Below are 16,375 nucleotides of genomic sequence, written 5' to 3' on the forward strand. Positions count from 1 at the left end.
GCTAAGATCGCCGATCCCGTAGATCGTGCGCGCCACAACGATGAAAAAATCCGCTTCGCCCTTGCTTGCCTTCCGTTTCCGTGTGGTCTGCGCCGCGATCGCCGGCGCGCTGTCGCTTGCGTCGTGCGGCGGCGTCGACGGCAGTCCGCCGCCGCAGGCCAATGCGACGCCCGCGGCCAAGCGTCCGAACATCCTGTACATCATGGCCGACGATCTCGGCTATTCAGACATCCATGCATTCGGCGGCGAGATCAACACGCCGAACCTCGACGCGCTCGTCGCGTCGGGCCGCATCCTGTCGAACCATCACACCGGCACCGTCTGCGCGATCACGCGCGCGATGCTGATTTCCGGCACCGATCACCATCTCGTCGGCGAAGGCACGATGGGCGTGCCGACCGACGAGCGGCGCGGCCTGCCCGGCTACGAAGGCTATCTGAACGATCGCGCGCTGTCGTTTGCGCAACTGCTGAAGGACGCCGGCTATCACACGTATATCGCGGGCAAGTGGCACATCGGCTCGGGGATCGTCGGCAGCGCGACGGGCAGCGGCCAGACGCCGGACCAGTGGGGCTTCGAGCGCAGCTACGTGCTGCTCGGCGGCGCGGCGACGAATCACTTCGCGCACGAACCGGCCGGCTCGTCGAACTACACCGAAGACGGCCGCTACGTGCAGCCGGGCCAGCCCGGGCAGCCGGGCGGCACGGGCGGCAGTCCGGCCGTGTTCTATTCGACGGACTTCTATACGCAGAAGCTGATCTCGTACATCGATGCGAACAAGCAGGACGGCAAGCCGTTCTTCGCGTACGCGGCCTACACGTCGCCCCATTGGCCGTTGCAGGTGCCGGATCCGTGGCTGCACAAATACGCGGGCGTATACGACGCCGGCTACGACGCGATCCGCAATGCACGCATCGCGCGGCAGAAAGCGCTGGGCCTGATTCCGGCGGACTTCAAGCCGTTCGACGGTTTGCCCGAAACGACGTCGGCGTCGCCGGCGACGGCGAACAACGGCACCGCGAGCGCGAAGTACATCAGCGCCGTGCATTCGGCCGCCGACGGCTACAGCGACTACGGCAGCGGCAAGGTCGACAAGCTGTGGGCGAGCCTGAGCCCGGCCGAGCGCAAGGCGCAGGCGCGCTACATGGAGATCTACGCGGGGATGGTCGAGAACCTCGATTACAACGTAGGACGCCTGATCCAGCACCTGAAGGACATCGGCGAATACGACAACACGTTCATCATGTTCCAGTCGGACAACGGCGCGGAAGGCTGGCCGATCGACTCGGGCGCGGACCCGACCGCGACCGACACCGCGAACGCGCAGGAGCCGACCTATTCGGCGCTCGGCACCGACAACGGCAAGCAGAACGCGCAGCGGCTGCAGTACGGGCTGCGCTGGGCCGAAGTGAGCGCGACGCCGTTCCGGCTCACGAAGGGCTATGCGGCCGAAGGCGGCGTGTCGACGCCGACGATCGTGCGCCTGCCGGGGCAGACGCAGCAGTTGCCGACGCTGCGCGCGTTCACGCACGTGACCGACAACACGGCGACCTTTCTCGCGGTCGCGGGCGTCACGCCGCCGTCGCAGCCGGCACCGCCGCTCGTGAACACGCTGACGGGCGTCGACCAGAACAAGGGCAAGGTCGTCTACAACAACCGCTACGTGTATCCGGTGACGGGCCAGTCGCTGCTGCCGGTGCTGGCCGGTTCGGCATCCGGTGAAGTGCACACGACGCCGTTCGGCGACGAAGCGTACGGCCGCGCATACCTGCGCAGCGCCGACGGTCGCTGGAAGGCATTGTGGACCGAGCCGCCGCTCGGGCCGCTCGACGGCCACTGGCAACTGTACGACCTCGCGTCGGACCGCGGCGAGACGACCGACGTGTCCGCGCAGAACCCGTCGGTGATCGGCACGCTGATCGACCAGTGGAAGACCTACATGAGCAACGTCGGCGGCGTCGAGCCGCTGCGTCCGCGCGGCTACTACTGAGGGCGCTACGATGCGGTTCCGCTTCCTGACGCTCGGCGCGGCGCTCGCGGCCACGCTGTTCGCGGCCGCATTCGCCGCCGGCTATGCGAACCCGTCGGGCTCGGCCGGCGGCGCGTTCGACGACGCGAATCGCGGGCGCACGCTCGCGCCGCTCGGCTCGGAGCGGCAGTGCGAGCGCTATTCGGGGCTGCCTGCGAAGTGGCGCGACGATCCGAAGGCCGGGATGGTGCATCTGCGCGGCGGCGCGTTCGTGTTCGGCAGCACGCGCGGCTATGCGGACGAGCGTCCGGCCGGCGACGGCAGGACGCGCGTCGGCGGCTTCTGGATCGACCAGACCGACGTGACGATCGCGCAGTTCGCCGCGTTCGTGAAGGCGACCGGCTACGTGACGGAGGCCGAACGGCAGGGCGGCGCGGCGGTGTTCCATGTGCCGACGCGCGACGAGCTGAATGCACGCGACCTCGCATGGTGGACCTGGGTGAAGGGCGCATCGTGGCGGCAGCCGCGCGGCCCCGGCAGCAACGTCGACGGGCTCGGCAACCTGCCCGTCACGCTCGTCACGCAGCGCGACGCGCTCGCGTATGCGAAGTGGCTCGGCCGCGATCTGCCGACCGAAGCCGAATGGGAATACGCGGGCAAGGCCGGCCGCGACGACGCATCGCTCGACGCGGCGCCGCGCGACGCGCAGGGCAAGCCGGCCGCGAACTACTGGCAGGGCGCATTCCCGGTGCTCGATACGGCGGAGGACGGCCATGCGGGCCTCGCGCCGGTCGGTTGCTACGCGGCGAACGGCTTCCGGCTGTACGACATGATCGGCAACGCGTGGGAGTGGACGAAGGACGCGTACACCGGCCCGCACCAATCGCACACGAACGGCGACACGGCGGCCGTCGCGCCGTCGACGCGCCGGCACGATACGCCGATGGTGATCAAGGGCGGCTCGTTCCTGTGCTCGCGCGACTACTGCGTGCGCTACCGGGCATCGTCGCGCGAGCAGCAGGAAGCCGATCTCGGCGCGTCGCACGTCGGGTTTCGCACGATTCTGAGGGATGCTTCATGAAGCCGGTGATGCACTTCGTCGCCGCATCGCTGATCGTTGTATCCGGTGTCGCCCATTCGGCCCGGGCCGCCGCCGCGGAATCGGCCGCACCGACGATACGCGTCGGCGTGACGCGCGGCGTGCATGCGGAGATCCTCGACGAGGTGAAGCGCGTCGCCGCCGCACGTGGCCTCGGTGTCGACGTTGTCCGGTTCGACGATGCGTCGCGCATCGACACCGCGCTCGCCGACGGCAGGATCGACGCGGCGAGCTTCGAGGACGCGCAGCGCCTTGCCGCGACGCGTGCGGCGAAAGGCTACGCATTGACCGCCGTCGCCCCGACCGTCACGCTGCCGATGGCGCTGTATTCGCGCAAGCTGAGGAGCCTGAACGAATTGCAGCCCGGTGCGACGGTCGCGATTCCGGCCGATCCGCGCGGGATGGCGCGTGCGCTCGTGCTGCTGCAGAACGACACGCTGGTGACGCTGCGCGAACAGGCCGGCCTGCATGCGACGCTGCGCGATGTAACGGGCAACCGGCTCCCGCTGAAATTCGTCGCGCTGCGCCGCGATCGCCTTCATGCGGCGCTCGACTCGGCTGCCTTCGTCGCGCTCGACAGCGACGATGCCGCACGCGTGGGCCTGCAACCGGCGCGGGACAGCATCAATCTCGAAGACGCGCGCTCGCCGTATGCGAACGTGCTGACCGTGCGCGACGCGGACCGCACGAAGCCGTGGGTCGCGCAGCTGGTGGCTGCGTATCACTCCGGCGACGTCGCGCATTTCATCCTCACGCGCTACCAGGATTCGGTCCGGCGGCCGTGGTAGACGACTATCGCCTCGCATGCAATGCGTGCGGACGCTGCTGCAACAGCGCGCCGACGCTGTCGTTGCGCGAGCTGTTCCGGCATCGGCATGTGTTCGTCGGTGCGCTGACGATCCGTCGCATGCCGAAGCGGCGCAGCGGCGAACCAACGCGCACGGGCCGGCGCGACGACGTGCTCGACGCAGACGATGTCGCCGCATCGGATGCGCTCGCCAACAGGTTGTTCCATCGCGCAACCGGCACCGGCGACGAATGGATCGCGCTGACGCTGCAAGGTTACGACTATCCGTCGCTCGCGCGGTGTCCGGCACTGGCTGACGACGGCCGCTGCAGCGTGCATGCCGACAAGCCTTCGATCTGCAGTGCGGTGCCGCTCGATCCGATGCTGCCGGATAGCTTGCAGTCGCGCGTGCTCGCCGGGCGGCGCGACGAGACGGCGTGGCTCGGTGCGAACTGTATCGTCCGTGCAGACGACGAAGACACGGCTGCGGTCGATACAGCGCGCGCGATTCCGCTGGTGAAGGCCGGAGAGGTGGCCGATCGCGCCGCGCTCGACACGTTTCGCGCTTCGCTCATATTCGAGCGCGCGGTGTGGCGCGACGCAGTATTCGCATCGCTGATCGACGGCGGGCCGCACGTACGGCAAGCGTTGTCGCGGCTTGCGCCCGGTGCTTATCTGACGATGTCGATCGTGCCGGTGCTGCTGGCCGCCGCGTCGGTATCCGGGCATTGTCGCGCGCTGTGCATCGACTTCATCGACGCCCAGCGCACGTTGATCGATACGCGCGTCGAAGCGGCACTCGCGCGCCGGCGTGTCGACGATCGGCCCGCGACGCGCGAACTGCGCGGCTTTGCAGACGCACTCGAACGCGCGCGGCACGCGCTCGCCGCGATGCCGGCGACCGCAGCGAACCCGCGCGCCGACGCACCGCGCATCGACGCATGGCTCGACGATCGACACGACGTCGACGTGCTCGCCGTCTGACGACGATGGCACGCGACGCGTGCCGTACACTTGGCGCTCTTTCAATCGTCTCCGATGGAGCGCGCATGTACGCCTCGACCTTCATTTTCCGCGCCGGACAGTACGACGACGCATTCCACCGGCTCGACCGGCAGATCGCCGACGTGGCGCGCGCGACACCCGGCTATCTCGGCGAGGAGACGTGGGAGAACGCCGGCGCGGGGCTGATCCAGAATGTCTACTACTGGGAATCGGAGGCAGCGCTTCGGCAGTTGATGCAGCATCCCGCGCATCTGGAGGCGAAGGCGAAGCAGGCGCGCTGGCTCGACGGCTATCGCGTGGTGATCTCGCAGGTGCTGCGCGAGTATGGCGACGGCAAGCTCGCGCAGCCGCATGCGGGGCAGCCGGCGTGAGCGGATTGCCGAACCGGCGTTTCACCGGTCCTGCACCGCGCAAGCCGCGCGCCATCCGCACACCGCATCAAAGCGCCTCGACCAGCAACCGGTTGCTCTTCCCGCAATACTCGTGACATGCCGCGCGCGCGGCGATCGACGCGCCGTGCACGAACTTCGGCGCGTCGGCCCGCCGTGACATCGACACGACGATCGACGGCGGCGACGGCTGCAGCGGCAGCTCGACGACCTCGCCGCTCTCGATCAGCGCATCCACGAACAGCACCGGAATCGCGGCGACGCCGAACCCGTCGCGCACCAGCTGCACGATCACCGAGATCGACGGCGAACCGGTGATCCGCGTCTCCGACAGCGGCACGCCATGCGCGTGCGCGAGCGTGCGCACGATGTCCTCGAGCGCGCGATGCGGCGCGGTGCCGCGCCCGTAGGTCAGGATCGGCTGGCGCAGCACCTGCCGCGCGAGGCCCGTGCGCGTGTTCGGCAGCAGCCCCGCACGCGCGATCCAGCGCACCGGATAGTTCGCCAGCGCGTCGCACACGACCGACGCTTCGTCGCTACCCTCCACGCGAATGATCAGATCGAGCTCGCCGGCCATCAGCCGGCGCTGCAGCACGACGCTCACGTCGACGGTCAGGTCGATCTCCAGCTGCGGATAGTCGGCGGCGAGACGGCGCAGGTAATGCGGCAGCCAGCTGTGCACGACCGTCTCGATCACGCCGAGCCGCAGCTTGCCGCGCAGCGCGCTTTCGCCGGCCGCAGCCGCCTGCAGTTCGTGCGTCGCCTCGACGACGGCCTTCGCATAGCCGAGCAGGTACTCGCCGTTCGGCGTGAGCCGGAACGCGCGGCTGTCGCGGTCGACGAGCACGGTCTGCAATTCGTCCTCGAGCGCCTTCAGCCGCTGCGAGATCGCGGCCGGCGTCGCGTGCAGCGCGGTGGCCGTCGTGCGGAAGTTGCGCAGCTTCGCGAGCGTGACGAAGGTTTCGAGAAAACGCGTATTCATGGCGATGTGGCGGACGGTGGACGCGCAGCTTGCCGGTGAAGAAAAGTGAACGGGACCGGGGAAAACCCGGAGATCCGTTAAGCAATTCTATACAGCGGGCGCAAAAAAACTCGTTGGCGACAAAATTTTTTCTTTTCTATTCTTCGCCGTATCCGCTGATGCAACGACACCGTCAGCCCGACGACACCCATCCGCTACCCGACATCATGACGCCTACCGAATTCCGCCAGTCCGTACGCAGCGGCGCGTTCCGCAATCCGACCGCCGGCCAGTGCGGCCCGTTCGCGCAAGCGAATCTCGCGATCCTGCCGAATGCGTATGCGCACGATTTCCTGCGCTTCTGTCAGGCGAATCCGAAGGCGTGCCCGCTGCTGGGCGTCGGCGAACCGGGTGCGTTCCGCGTCGACGTGCTCGGCGAGGATCTCGACATCCGCACCGACGTGCCGAGCTACAACGTATACAGGGATGGCGTGCTGGCGGAGCGCGTCGATTCGCTCGAAGCGCTGTGGCGCGACGATTTCGTCGTGTTCGCGATCGGCTGCTCGTTCTCGTTCGAGGACATGCTGGCGCGCGAAGGCATCGCGCTGCGCCACATCGAGGAGGGGCGCAACGTGCCGATGTACCGCACGTCGATCCCGAACCGGCGTGCGGGCATCTTCGGCGGCCAGCTCGTCGTGTCGATGCGGCCGCTGCGCGGTGCCGACGCGATCCGCGCGGTGCAGATCACGAGCCGGTTCCCCGGCGTGCACGGTGCGCCGGTGCATATCGGCCATCCGGAGGCGCTGGGCATCGCCGATCTCGGCGTGCCCGATTTCGGCGACGCGGTGACGGTGCGCGACGGCGAGCTGCCGGTGTTCTGGGCGTGCGGCGTGACGCCGCAAACCGCGCTGATGGAAGCGAAGCTGCCGCTCGCGATCGCGCATACGCCCGGCTACATGCTGATGACCGACATCACGAACGCGTCGCTGGCCGTGTTCTGATCCGGCCGATGCCGGCGGCCCGTGCGGCCGCCGGTCCGGCCCGGTCGCGGCGGTATGCGCGGCCGCTGACGATCCGCCCGGCCGGAGGGCGGCGCGCACCCGCGGCCCGCCGCTGGCGGGCGCGCCGCACGCAGCACAGGCACCGATACGCAGCAGATAGACGAAGCACACGTACCCCGCGCAGAACGCGCCGGTTTCGACCGCACATTTCGACAGGAGCTTCACCATGGAAAGCAAGACCCTCGCGGCGCCCGCCGCCGACCCCGCGGGCCCCGCACGCAACGGCCTGTTCGGATGGTATGCGGACGCGCAGCCGCGCGAGCGCCGCGCGTTCTGGAGCTGCAAGGTCGGCTACATGCTCGACGGGATGGACACGCAGATGCTGTCGTTCGTGATCCCGACGCTCGTCGCGACCTGGGGCATCTCGCTCGCGGACGCCGGCTTCATCGGCACGATGACGCTGCTCGCGTCGGCGCTCGGCGGCTGGATCGCGGGCATCCTGTCCGACCGGATCGGCCGCGTGCGCACGCTGCAGCTGACGGTGCTGTGGTTCGCGGTGTTCACCGCGCTGTGCGGGCTCGCGCAGAACTACCAGCAGCTGCTCGCGGCGCGCGCGCTGATGGGCTTCGGTTTCGGCGGCGAATGGACGGCCGGCGCGGTGCTGATCGGCGAAGTGATCCGCGCGCGCGATCGCGGCAAGGCAGTCGGGCTCGTGCAGTCGGGCTGGGCGATCGGCTGGGGGCTGTCGGCGCTGCTGTATGCGCTGCTGTTCTCCGTGCTGCCGGCCGAGCAGGCGTGGCGCGCGCTGTTCCTCGTCGGCCTCGCGCCGGCGCTGCTGGTGGTCGTGATCCGCCGCTACGTGAAGGAGCCGGACGTCTACGAGAAGGAAAAGGCCACGCAGGCGAAGGGCGCCGACGCGCCTCGCCTCACGGAAATCTTCGCGCCGAAGCTGCTGTCGACGACGCTGCGCGCGGCGCTGCTGACGACCGGCGCGCAGGGCGGCTATTACGCGATCACGACGTGGCTGCCGACGTTCCTGAAGACCGAGCGGCACCTGACCGTGATGGGCACCGGCGGCTATCTCGCGACGATCATCGTCGGTTCGTGGATCGGCTACCTGACGAGCGCCTACCTGACCGACCGCCTCGGCCGCAAGCCGAACTTCATCCTGTTCGCGCTCGGCTCGATGGTGATCGCGTTCGCCTACACGTCGCCGGCGCTGCACCTCACCGACGCATCGATGCTGTGGCTCGGCTTCCCGCTCGGCTTCTTCGCATCGGGCATCTTCTCCGGTATGGGCGCGTTCCTGACCGAGCTGTTCCCGACGCGCGTGCGCGGTTCCGGACAAGGCTTCTGCTACAACGTGGGCCGTGCGGTCGGCGCGTTGTTCCCGTTCCTGATCGGCGCGCTGTCGAAGCACTACGGGCTCGGCGCGAGCATCGGCATCTTCGCGGTCGCCGCGTACGGCGTGATGATCGTCGCCGCGCTGACGCTGCCCGAAACGCGTGGCCGCGAGCTCGACGCCGCATAAGCGGGCGCCCCCCACCCGCCGCCGTACCGCTCCCTGTTCATCGAAGCCCTCACGCGGCGCGCGACGCGCGCCGTGCGGCGGCGCTCGTCCTACGAATCAACGACGCATCGAGTTCATCGCCATGACTGACCGACACACCTTCCCCGTTTCCTCCGACGCCGCGCGCTGGCAATTCTGGATCGACCGCGGCGGCACGTTCACCGACATCGTCGCGCGCCGGCCCGACGGCACGCTCGTCACGCACAAGCTGCTGTCGGAGAACCCCGAGCAATACCGCGACGCGGCCGTCGCCGGCATTCGTCATCTGCTCGGCCTCGCCGACGGCGAGCCGATCACGCCCGAGCGCGTCGCCATGGTGAAGATGGGCACGACGGTCGCGACCAACGCGCTGCTCGAACGCAAGGGCGAACGCACCGCGCTCGCGACGACCCGCGGCTTTCGCGACGTGCTGCGCATCGCGTACCAGAACCGGCCGCGCCTGTTCGATCTCGACATCGTGCTGCCCGATGCGCTGTACGAAACCGTCGTCGAAATCGACGAGCGGATCGGCGCGCACGGCGACGTCGTCGTGCCGCTCGACCTGCACGGTGCCGAAGCCGCGCTGCGCCGCGTGTTGGACTCGGGCGTGCAGGCGCTGGCGATCGTGCTGATCCACGGCTATCGCTACACCGCGCACGAGCGCGCGCTGGCCGAGCTCGCGCGCCGGATCGGCTTCACGCAGGTGTCGGTGTCGCACGAGGTGTCGCCGCTGATGAAGATGGTGTCGCGCGGCGACACGACCGTCGTCGACGCGTACTTGTCGCCGATCCTGCGCCGCTACGTCGAGCAGGTCGCGCACGAGATGCCCGGCGTGAACCTGCAGTTCATGCAGAGCAGCGGCGGCCTCACGCGCGCCGACGCATTCCAGGGCAAGGACGCGATCCTGTCCGGCCCGGCCGGCGGGATCGTCGGGATGGTGCGCGCCGCGCGCGCGGCCGGTTTCGAGCGCGTGATCGGCTTCGACATGGGCGGCACGTCGACCGATGTATCGCACTACAACGGCGAATTCGAGCGCGTGTTCGAGACGCAGGTGGCCGGCGTGCGGATGCGCGCGCCGATGATGAGCATCCATACGGTCGCCGCGGGCGGCGGCTCGGTGCTCGGCTTCGACGGCGCGCGGCTGCGCGTCGGGCCCGAATCGGCCGGCGCGAACCCGGGGCCGGCCGCGTACCGGCGCGGCGGCCCGCTGACCGTGACCGACTGCAACGTGATGCTCGGCAAGATCCAGCCCGAGCATTTTCCGCGCGTGTTCGGCCCGCACGCGGACGAGCCGCTCGACCGCGACGGCGTGGTCGCGAAGTTCGAAGCGCTCGCCGACGAGATCCACGCGGCGACCGGACGGCGCGACACGCCCGAGGCGCTCGCCGAAGGGTTCCTCGACATCGCGATCGGCAGCATGGCGAACGCGATCAAGAAGATCTCGGTGCAGCGCGGCCACGACGTGTCGCGCTACGTGCTGACGACGTTCGGCGGCGCCGGCGGCCAGCACGCGTGCGGCGTGGCCGACGCGCTCGGCATGACGCAGGTGTTCGCGCATCCGCTCGCGGGCGTGCTGTCGGCCTACGGGATGGGCCTTGCCGACCAGACCGCGATGCGCGAGCGCGCAGTGGAAGCCGTGCTGTCCGACGCGTCGCTGCCCGCGCTGAACGCGGCGCTCGACCGGCTGGCCGACGACGCGGTCGGCGCGCTGCTCGAACAGGGCGTGCCGCCGGAGCGCATCGCGACCGAGCGGCGCGTGCACCTGCGCTACCAGGGCACCGATTCCGCGCTCGACGTGCCGGCCGGCAGCGTCGCGGCGATGCAGCAGGCGTTCGAAACCGCCTACCGGCAGCGCTATGCGTTCCTGATGCCCGGCACGCCGCTGGTCGCCGAACTCGCGTCCGTCGAGGCGATCGGCCGGTCCGACGCGCCGGTCGAGGTCGCGCCGCTCGCGCCGCGCGACGCGGATGCGGCGCCGCACGCGCACAGCGCGGTGCGTTTCTACTCGGGCGGCCAGTGGCACGACGCGGCGCTGTACGTGCGCGACACGCTGCTCGCCGGCGACACGATCGACGGCCCGGCGATCGTCGCGGAGAAGAACGGCACGACCGTCGTCGAGCCCGGCTGGCGCGCGCAGATGACCGCGCAGGGCAACCTCGTGCTGACGCGCACGACGCCGCTGCCGACGCGCCGCTCGCTCGGCACCGATGCCGATCCGGTGCGCCTCGAGATCTTCAACAACCTGTTCATGTCGATCGCCGAGCAGATGGGGCTGCGGCTGCAGAACACCGCGTACTCGGTGAACATCAAGGAGCGGCTCGACTTCTCGTGCGCGATCTTCGACGGCGACGGCAACCTGATCGCGAACGCGCCGCACATGCCCGTGCATCTGGGCTCGATGGGCGAGAGCATCCGCACGGTGATCGAGCGCAACCGCGGCCGCATGCGCGACGGCGACGTGTTCATGCTGAACGACCCGTATCACGGCGGCACGCATCTGCCGGACGTCACGGTCATCACGCCGGTGTTCGCGGACGGCTCCGACGTACCGCTGTTCTACGTCGGCTCGCGCGGCCACCACGCGGACATCGGCGGCACGACGCCGGGCTCGATGCCGCCCGACTCGACGCACATCGACGAAGAAGGCGTGCTGATCGACAACTGGCAGCTGGTGTCGGCGGGCGTGCTGCGCGATGCCGACACGCGCGCGCTGCTCGCGTCGGGCCGCTATCCGGCGCGCAACGTCGAGCAGAACATGGCCGACCTGCGCGCGCAGATCGCCGCGAACCAGAAGGGCGTCGACGAGCTGCGGCGGATGGTCGCGCAGTTCGGCCGCGACGTCGTGCTCGCGTTCATGGGGCACGTGCAGGACAACGCGGAAGAAGCGGTGCGGCGCGTGATCGGCGCGCTGCAGGACGGCGCGTACCGCTATCCGCTCGACAATGGCGCCGAGATCCGCGTCGCGATCCGCGTCGATCGCGCGGCACGGCGTGCGGAGATCGACTTCACCGGCACGTCCGCGCAGCTCGACAACAACTTCAATGCGCCGAAGGCGGTCTGCATGGCCGCGGTGCTGTACGTGTTCCGCACGCTGGTCGGCGACGACATTCCGCTGAACGCCGGCTGCCTGAAGCCGCTCGACGTGATCGTGCCGGCGCGCTCGATGCTCAATCCCGAGTATCCGGCGGCGGTCGTGTCGGGCAACGTCGAGACGTCGTCGGCGATCACCAACGCGCTGTACGGCGCGCTCGGCTGCGTCGCGTCGAGCCAGGGAACGATGAATAACTTCACATTCGGAAACGATCGATACCAGTACTACGAGACCATCGCCGGCGGCAGCGGCGCGGGCGACGGCTTCGCGGGCGTCGGCGCGGTGCAGACGCACATGACGAACTCGCGGCTGACCGACCCGGAGGTGCTCGAATGGCGCTACCCGGTGCGGCTCGACTCGCACCGGCTGCGCGCCGGTTCCGGCGGCGGCGGGCGCTGGCGCGGCGGCGACGGCGCAGTGCGGCGGGTCCGCTTCCTCGAGCCGATGACCGCATCGATCCTGTCGAACAACCGGATCCATGCGCCGTTCGGCGCGGCGGGCGGCGAGGCCGGCGCGCTCGGCCGCAACACGATCGAGCGGGCGGACGGCACGGTCGAGACGCTCGAGCATATCGGCCGCGCGCAGATGGCGCCGGGCGACGTGTTCGTCGTCGAAACGCCGGGCGGCGGCGGTTACGGCGCGGCCGGCTGAGCGGCGTTCGTGACGCGACGCGCGCGGAAGCGGCGCGGCGGCGCTGCGCCGGGCCGGCCCGCTTCCTCGCGGACCGGCCGGCCGATCGCACCGGTTCCATGCATGCGGCCGCAACGGTCGCGCGGCCGGACGACAGCGATGTCTGCCGCATCGTTCGCGACGCAATTGCACCGGCAAACGGAATAAAGGCGCACATTCCCGAATCAACGGAAACGAAAATTCACGATTTGACGCGTGCCGCGGCACGATTCGACCCCTGCGGCGGGCCATCGCGGCCGGTCGATGCAACGACCGCCGACCATTCTCGCAAACGCCCGTCGGGCAAAGCTTTCCGGCGATTCTGGCAGGCCGGTTCGACGCCGGGCATTCGGCGGCGCGGCGACCGCCCATCACGAAAAACGCCCTGTGCCAATCGAGAACCGGTTCCTTGACACCCTGTTCCAAATGTGAGTGCAAATCTCCATCGTCATTTGATAAGATGGGACTCATCATTCGTTTGGAAACCTGCGCGGGTCGAGCGCATACGCCGGGTCGCATGAGTTGGAAACAAGTACGGAACGAGGACCGTCGTCACAGCCATCATGGCTGCCGTTCCGGGTGCGCCGGCCGCGCCCCCGGACGGTAGCGGCCGGCTCGCCTCCGTCTACACTGTGCGTTTTTTCTGGATCGGGGCGAGTCCATGGATGACGAAAACGATAGCGCGGTGCTCGAGGCGCATCTCGGTACGCGCAGCCCATGCTGGCGCCTCGGCAGCGACAGCAATGCACTCGAGCTGGCCGCCGTGCGCGGCCTGACCAATATCGCGGTCGCACTCACCGGCGAGCAGGCCGCGCGCATTCGCGCGCTCGGCGGTGTCACGTCGCACCTCGTGCTCGAACTCGCGCTGTTCGGCGATCCGGTCAGCCTCCATCTGGTCGGCAGGAAGGTCGATACCGCCAACTGGGCCGGCACGGCGTCCGCCTATTCCGATACCGCTTCCGTCGCGAGCGACCTCGCGCACGGGCTCGCGTTCGCCGAGCAGGTCGTGTCCGAAGTGAATTCGCTCGTCGTGATCCTCGACCGCAACGGGATGGTGCAGCGCTTCAACCGGTTGTGCGAGGAAGTGACCGGCAAGCGCGAGGTCGACGTGATCGGGCGCAGTGCGTTCGAGCTGTTCATGAGCCCCGAGCAGGGCGCGCAGTCGCGCAGCAACATCACCGGCTTTTTCGCGAGCAACCGCTCGTTCGCGGTCGAGCGCTACATCAACACGGTGAACGGGCCGCGCCTGTTCCAGTTCCGCAACAAGTTCGTGCAGAGCGGCAGCGGCGCCGACGAGCAGTTCCTGATCTGCTCGGGGATCGACATCACCGAGGAGCGCATCGCGCAGCAGCGGCTGAGCGAACTCGCGAACACCGACGTGCTGACCGGCCTGCCGAACCGCCATGCGATCAGCGAGCGCATCCGCGTCGCGCTGGCCGCGGACCGCACCGACATGCGCGGCCAGGTCGGCATCCTGTTCCTCGACCTCGACAACTTCAAGCGCGTCAACGACCACTACGGCCACATCACCGGCGACCGCCTGCTGCAGGACGTGTCCGCGGTCATCGGCGGCTGCCTGCCGTCCGGCGCGACGCTCGCGCGGCTCGGCGGCGACGAATTCCTCGTGCTGTTCGAGCACGGCACGCGGCCGCTGCTCGAGGCGACCGCGCAGATCATCCTCGAACGGCTGCGCACGCCGATCCACCTCGGGCTGGTCGAGGTCTACACGAGCTGCTCGATCGGCATCGCGATGTATCCGCAGCACGGCGACTCGCTCGAAACGCTGATCCGCAGCGCCGATACCGCGATGTACGTCGCGAAGGAAGCGGGCAAGCATACGTACCGCGTGTTCTCGCTGGAGATGAACCAGAAGGTCGCGAAGTACATGTGGCTCGACACGAACCTGCGCAAGGCGCTCGAGGAAGAGCAGTTCGTGCTGCATTACCAGCCGGTCGTCGACATCGCGACCGGCGACGTGCACGGCGTCGAGGCGCTGATCCGCTGGCAGTCGCCCGATCGCGGGCTGGTCGCGCCGATCGAATTCATCCGCTTCGCGGAGGAGTCGGGGCTGATCGCGCCGCTCGGCCGCTGGGTGATGCGCACCGCGGCCGCGCAGGCCGCCGCGTGGAAGGCGAAGGGGCTCGACGTGCGGATCGCGGTCAACGTGTCGGCGCGGCAGCTGCAGGACATGAACATCGTCGACCAGTTCGCGTCGATCCTCGACGGCGCGGGGCTCAAGCCGAGCCTCGTCGACATCGAGCTCACCGAAAGCAGCTTCATCGAGGACGAAGAAGCGGCGCACGAGCTGATGAAGCAGTTCCGCCAGCTCGGCGCGGAGATCCACCTCGACGATTTCGGCACCGGCTATTCGTCGCTGTCGCAGCTGTCGCGGCTGCCGCTCGATTCGATCAAGCTCGATCGCAGCTTCATCACGGGCATCGACCGCAACCCGCGCTCGCAGGCGCTGGTGCGCTCGGTCGTGTCGCTCGCGAAGGCGCTGAGTTTCTCGGTGGTCGCCGAAGGCGTCGAGACGCGCGCGGAAGCCGACTTCCTGAAGCAGATCGACGTCGGCCACGCGCAGGGTTTCTACTTCGCGCGGCCGATGCCGGCCCAGGCGTTCGAGGCCTGGCTCGCGGAAACGCGAAAGCTCAGGCTGATCGCCTGAGCGTCCCCGCATGACGGAGCGCACCGCCGGCTGAACGGCGGCGCGCTCCGCTCACGTCACACCGTGCGCAGTTTCGACACGCGCCGGTTCTGCAGCATCACCAGACGTTCCATGTACGCGAGATCCTTCGGCTCGATCGTGAACGCCGCGTGCACCCATTCCTCGGTGATGTCCATCAGCTCGGAGCGCGTGAGCTGGAACACGCGTTCGCGCGCGCGCAGCATCGCGCGGATGCCGTTCAGCTTCGGCTTCATCACGTCGATGAACGTGCGCGTCGCAAGGTACGCGTCGCCCGCGTCGAAGGTCTGGTCGATCAGTCCGCGATCCTCGTACCATTCGGCCGCATGCGCTTCGCCGGACGAGATCAGCGATTCCGCGAGCCCGCGGTCCGCCTTGCGCGCGACCAGCGAATAGCCGCCCATGCCCGGGAACAGGTTGAACGCGATCTCGGGAAAGCCGAGCTTCACGCCTTTCTGCGCGAGCATGTAGTGGTGTGCGAGCGCGGCCTCGAAGCCGCCGCCCAGCGCGCTGCCCTCGACCATCGCGATCGAGATCGCGCCGGTGCCGAAGCCCGTGTAGATCTCGTACACGCCGTCGATGCACGAGCGCGCGTACGCCATCAGCTGGTCGCGCCGGCCGCTGCGGATCGCGTCGACGAAGAAGCTCAGGTCGCCGCCGACGTTGAACAGCTCGGGCACGAGCGAGCCCGTTACCCAGAAGTCGAACCGCAGGCCCGAGTCGCGCGCGACGCGCGCGAGATGGATGATGTCGGTGACGAGTTGCTGGTTGAAGCACGGCCGCGGCTCCGATCGCAGCATCATCCACATGACGTTGCGGCCTTCTTCGTAGAACGCGGTCAGTTGCGCGAGTTCGCCTGCTTCATAAAACGGGCGGCACGCCGGATGGGATTGGAGTTGCATGGTATGTCCTCGTGAGATGTGGTTTTCCAGAACCGCCGCGGCCGGTGCCATGGAAACCTGCCCCCCGGATGGCGCCGGCCGCGAGGCATCGCCATTGTTGCGCGCACACAGAAGTCGAAATGCGGGGAATAACGCACGAAGGGGATGCGGCCGGTGTCGCGTGCGATGCGAATCGTGCGCAGCGTGCGAATGCCGGGATCGATGTGAGCGCCGGGCGGGAGAAGCGGAGCGGAGATGCCGGTATCGGCGGGTGGAGCGCGGACGACGGGA

The 16,375-nt window shown here is 68.8% G+C and carries 11 protein-coding genes; 9 read left to right on the plus strand and 2 right to left on the minus strand.

The features are described from left to right. Window positions 1–40: 40 nt before the first annotated feature. From Q3A80_RS06955 to Q3A80_RS06975, 5 genes are all read left to right on the plus strand, one after another. A complete protein-coding gene (locus tag Q3A80_RS06955) occupies window positions 41–1,990 on the plus strand; it encodes an arylsulfatase (protein WP_446328326.1) in 1,950 nt (649 codons plus the stop codon). Between the two features lie 10 nt (window positions 1,991–2,000). Further along, on the plus strand, window positions 2,001–3,050 hold the full coding sequence (locus Q3A80_RS06960) for a formylglycine-generating enzyme family protein (RefSeq protein WP_446328327.1): 1,050 nt from the start codon (window positions 2,001–2,003) through the stop codon (window positions 3,048–3,050). Then, entirely contained in the window at window positions 3,047–3,856 is an 810-nt protein-coding gene (locus tag Q3A80_RS06965; protein WP_446328328.1) for a MetQ/NlpA family lipoprotein, read from the plus strand. The genes Q3A80_RS06960 and Q3A80_RS06965 overlap by 4 nt, the downstream gene beginning before the upstream one ends. After that, window positions 3,850–4,839, plus strand: coding sequence for a flagellin N-methylase (locus Q3A80_RS06970; RefSeq protein ID WP_446328329.1), 990 nt, complete (start codon window positions 3,850–3,852; stop codon window positions 4,837–4,839). Before Q3A80_RS06965 ends, Q3A80_RS06970 begins: the two co-directional genes overlap by 7 nt. Before the next feature lie 65 nt (window positions 4,840–4,904). Continuing rightward, the gene (locus Q3A80_RS06975) at window positions 4,905–5,231 is read left to right on the plus strand and encodes an antibiotic biosynthesis monooxygenase family protein (protein WP_446328330.1); all 327 of its coding nucleotides are present in this window, start codon (window positions 4,905–4,907) and stop codon (window positions 5,229–5,231) included. A 67-nt stretch (window positions 5,232–5,298) separates the two neighbouring features. Here Q3A80_RS06975 and Q3A80_RS06980 read toward each other — a convergent pair whose 3' ends face one another. Further along, a complete protein-coding gene (locus Q3A80_RS06980) occupies window positions 5,299–6,231 on the minus strand; it encodes a LysR family transcriptional regulator (RefSeq protein WP_446328331.1) in 933 nt (310 codons plus the stop codon). Between the two features lie 206 nt (window positions 6,232–6,437). Here Q3A80_RS06980 and Q3A80_RS06985 point away from each other — a divergent pair, with 206 nt between their 5' ends. The 4 genes from Q3A80_RS06985 to pdeR all read left to right on the plus strand — a co-directional run bounded on the left by Q3A80_RS06985 (window position 6,438) and on the right by pdeR (window position 15,185). Continuing rightward, entirely contained in the window at window positions 6,438–7,211 is a 774-nt protein-coding gene (locus Q3A80_RS06985; RefSeq protein WP_446328444.1) for a putative hydro-lyase, read from the plus strand. A gap of 226 nt (window positions 7,212–7,437) precedes the next feature. Further along, a complete protein-coding gene (locus tag Q3A80_RS06990) occupies window positions 7,438–8,742 on the plus strand; it encodes an MFS transporter (protein WP_446328332.1) in 1,305 nt (434 codons plus the stop codon). 121 nt (window positions 8,743–8,863) lie between these two features. Next, the gene (locus Q3A80_RS06995; RefSeq protein ID WP_446328333.1) at window positions 8,864–12,502 is read left to right on the plus strand and encodes a hydantoinase B/oxoprolinase family protein; all 3,639 of its coding nucleotides are present in this window, start codon (window positions 8,864–8,866) and stop codon (window positions 12,500–12,502) included. Window positions 12,503–13,181: 679 nt separating this feature from the next. Beyond that, window positions 13,182–15,185 carry a cyclic di-GMP phosphodiesterase gene (gene pdeR / locus Q3A80_RS07000; RefSeq protein ID WP_446328334.1) on the plus strand — a complete coding sequence of 668 codons (2,004 nt, stop codon included), beginning with the start codon at window positions 13,182–13,184 and terminating at the stop codon, window positions 15,183–15,185. A 56-nt stretch (window positions 15,186–15,241) separates the two neighbouring features. Here pdeR and Q3A80_RS07005 read toward each other — a convergent pair whose 3' ends face one another. Beyond that, window positions 15,242–16,105, minus strand: a complete 864-nt coding sequence (locus Q3A80_RS07005) for a crotonase/enoyl-CoA hydratase family protein (protein WP_446328335.1) — start codon at window positions 16,103–16,105, stop codon at window positions 15,242–15,244. Between the last annotated feature and the right edge of the window lie 270 nt (window positions 16,106–16,375).

The organism is Burkholderia sp. SR8 (assembly GCF_052851275.1).

Coding starts and splice junctions, on each gene's coding strand:
- pdeR (WP_446328334.1), top strand. CDS start 13,182: ATGGATGACGAAAACGATAGCGCGGTGCTCGAGGCGCATCTCGGTACG.
- Q3A80_RS06985 (WP_446328444.1), top strand. CDS start 6,438: ATGACGCCTACCGAATTCCGCCAGTCCGTACGCAGCGGCGCGTTCCGC.
- Q3A80_RS06975 (WP_446328330.1), top strand. CDS start 4,905: ATGTACGCCTCGACCTTCATTTTCCGCGCCGGACAGTACGACGACGCA.
- Q3A80_RS06955 (WP_446328326.1), top strand. CDS start 41: ATGAAAAAATCCGCTTCGCCCTTGCTTGCCTTCCGTTTCCGTGTGGTC.
- Q3A80_RS06990 (WP_446328332.1), top strand. CDS start 7,438: ATGGAAAGCAAGACCCTCGCGGCGCCCGCCGCCGACCCCGCGGGCCCC.
- Q3A80_RS06980 (WP_446328331.1), bottom strand. CDS start 6,231: ATGAATACGCGTTTTCTCGAAACCTTCGTCACGCTCGCGAAGCTGCGC.
- Q3A80_RS07005 (WP_446328335.1), bottom strand. CDS start 16,105: ATGCAACTCCAATCCCATCCGGCGTGCCGCCCGTTTTATGAAGCAGGC.
- Q3A80_RS06960 (WP_446328327.1), top strand. CDS start 2,001: ATGCGGTTCCGCTTCCTGACGCTCGGCGCGGCGCTCGCGGCCACGCTG.
- Q3A80_RS06965 (WP_446328328.1), top strand. CDS start 3,047: ATGAAGCCGGTGATGCACTTCGTCGCCGCATCGCTGATCGTTGTATCC.
- Q3A80_RS06995 (WP_446328333.1), top strand. CDS start 8,864: ATGACTGACCGACACACCTTCCCCGTTTCCTCCGACGCCGCGCGCTGG.